Source organism: Mycobacterium sp. (genome assembly GCF_019243155.1).
Lineage (GTDB): Bacteria > Actinomycetota > Actinomycetes > Mycobacteriales > Mycobacteriaceae > Mycobacterium.
The window spans coordinates 1-2,160 of record NZ_JAFAUS010000405.1; the positions used below are offsets into that span (position 1 = coordinate 1).

Annotated in this window: 2 protein-coding genes, 1 tRNA gene and 1 pseudogene; 2 read left to right on the top strand and 2 right to left on the bottom strand. The window is 67.4% G+C overall.

Going from position 1 to position 2,160, the window contains the following annotated elements; translation table 11 throughout:
- Window positions 1-376, top strand: a pseudogene (locus JOZ00_RS20775) (F420-dependent methylene-tetrahydromethanopterin reductase); the annotation flags it as partial.
- Window positions 377-391: 15 nt separating this feature from the next.
- Here the strand turns inward: JOZ00_RS20775 and JOZ00_RS20780 are convergent.
- Window positions 392-464, bottom strand: a tRNA-Asn gene (locus JOZ00_RS20780).
- 129 nt (window positions 465-593) lie between these two features.
- On the opposite strand from JOZ00_RS20780, the gene JOZ00_RS20785 reads away from it, so the two are divergent.
- Window positions 594-872, top strand: a complete 279-nt coding sequence (locus tag JOZ00_RS20785) for a hypothetical protein (RefSeq protein ID WP_293347327.1) — start codon at window positions 594-596, stop codon at window positions 870-872.
- Here JOZ00_RS20785 and JOZ00_RS20790 read toward each other — a convergent pair.
- Window positions 847-2,160 (bottom strand): DNA primase (locus JOZ00_RS20790; RefSeq protein WP_293347325.1); only part of this gene is annotated, 1,314 nt, incomplete at its 5' end. The genes JOZ00_RS20785 and JOZ00_RS20790 overlap by 26 nt on opposite strands.

Below are 2,160 nucleotides of genomic sequence, written 5' to 3' on the forward strand. Positions count from 1 at the left end.
CACGAGAGGACGGGTCCGGCACGGCGATCCCAAGACGGTGGCCCAAAACTGGCGCGCCCGAGCGGAAGCCGAAAACCTGTCGATCCGTCAGCTGATCATCGAAGTGACCAGCCGCCAGCAATTCGTCGGAACTCCGGCGCAGGTCGCCGCGGAGATCGATCGTTACGTGCAGTCGGATGCCTGCGACGGCTTCATTCTGGTGCCGCACCTGACGCCACACGGCCTCGACGAGTTCGTCGACAAGGTGGTGCCGCTGCTGCAGGAACGCGGTAGCTTCCGCACGGAATACAGCGGCCACACACTGCGCGACCATCTGGGCTTGTCACCGACCCCGGGGCAGAGAGCACGTCCGGCCGCTATCGCGATCGGCCAGTGAGACTTGGGAGAAGTGCTCCCCCGCCTTGACTCGAACCAGGAACCCTTCGGTTAACAGCCGAATGCTCTGCCAATTGAGCTACAGGGGACTAACCCGATCGCGGGACGACTCTAGCGTACTGGCACGACCGCACCCAACTAGCGTGGACCGCCTCCGGGCGCAGCGGGTCGCCGGCCGGTGAGGCAGGATGGAGCCATCGATCGTCGGGAGGAACGTTTTGATCCGGTATGTCGTGGTGCTTGGACTGGGTTACGTGCTGGGCACGAGGGCCGGGCGTCGCCGATATGAGCAGATCACCGGCACCTATCGCGCGCTGACCAGCAGTCCTGTGGCCAAGTCGGTGATCGAGGGCGGGCGGCGCAAGATCGCCAATCGAATCTCGCCGGACGCAGGTTTTGTGACGTTGACCGAGATCGACGACCAGACGGCGATCATGGAGCGCGACGCCGAGCAGGCCGCCGACGAAGTCCTCACACCGTCGAATCGTCCCCGCTAGCCTGCTCCAACAGACTGCGCCGGTACGCCTCCATGGCGACCAGGTCGCCGAACAGGGCGTGATATTCGTCGCCGTTTTCGATCGGTGACATGCGCTGCAACTTGGACTTCACCTCGGCGATCTGCCGGCCCATCCACACCTCTTGCAGGCGGGCCAGCACCCCGCCGATGTAGCGCGGCAGTTTCTCGTCGTCGACCTGGATGGCCTCGACGCCCAGCTCGCTGATCAGGGCGGCCGTCAGCTCCGACGTGGTCTGCTGGCGCACCGCGTCGATCCACTGCGCGCCGGTGACACCTCTTGACGTCCCGCCGGCCGCCTCGATGGCCGCGCGAACGGCCGCATAGCCGGGATGCGTGAAGCTCTCGACGGTCAGCGAGTCGAATATCGGCCCGGCCAGCGCCGCGTACTGCAGCGCCGACTTGAGCGCCTCCCGCTGAGGCCACAGCGTCGGGTCGCGCGGATCCGGCCGGCCGGCGGCGGGCTGGGCCGCGGCGCGGGGCTGCTGCGTGGCGCGACCGGAAGCGCTGGATCCGGAGCCGCCCTTGGCCGCGGGCGTGGACTTCTTGGCGTGACTGCGCACCCGGTCGATGACCTGAGGGACGTCGTCCCAGCCGACCCAGCCGGCGAGCTGGCGCGCGTACTCGTCACGCAGCGTCGGGTCCTTGATCTGGCCCACCATCGGTACGCAGCGCCGTAGCGCGCCAACCCTGCCCTCGGCGCTGTCCAGGTCCATTTCGCCGAGCGCGGTGCGGATCGCGAACTCGAACAACGGCGTTCGCCGCGCCACCAGGTCGCGCAGCGCCCCGTCGCCGGACTTCAGCCGCAGATCGCAGGGATCCATGCCGTCCGGGGCCACCGCCACGAAGGACTGCCCCGCCAGATTCTGCTCACCGCCGAAGGCCTTCAGCGCGGCGGCGCGCCCGGCGGCGTCGCCGTCGAAGACGTAGATCAGCTCGCCACGAAAGAAGCTGTCGTCCATCATGAGTCGGCGCAGCATCGACAGGTGGTCGTCGCCGAACGCGGTGCCGCACGAGGCGACGGCGGTGGTGACCCCGGCCAGGTGCATCGCCATCACGTCGGTGTAGCCCTCGACGACAACCGCCTGATGTCCCTTGGCGATGTCGCGTTTGGCCAAATCGATGCCGAACATCACCGACGACTTCTTGTAGAGCAGCGTCTCAGGCGTATTGACGTACTTCGCTTCCATCGTGTCGTCGTCGAACAGCCGCCGGGCCCCGAAGCCGATCACCTCACCGGACGAGCTGCGGATGGGCCACAGCAGCCTGCG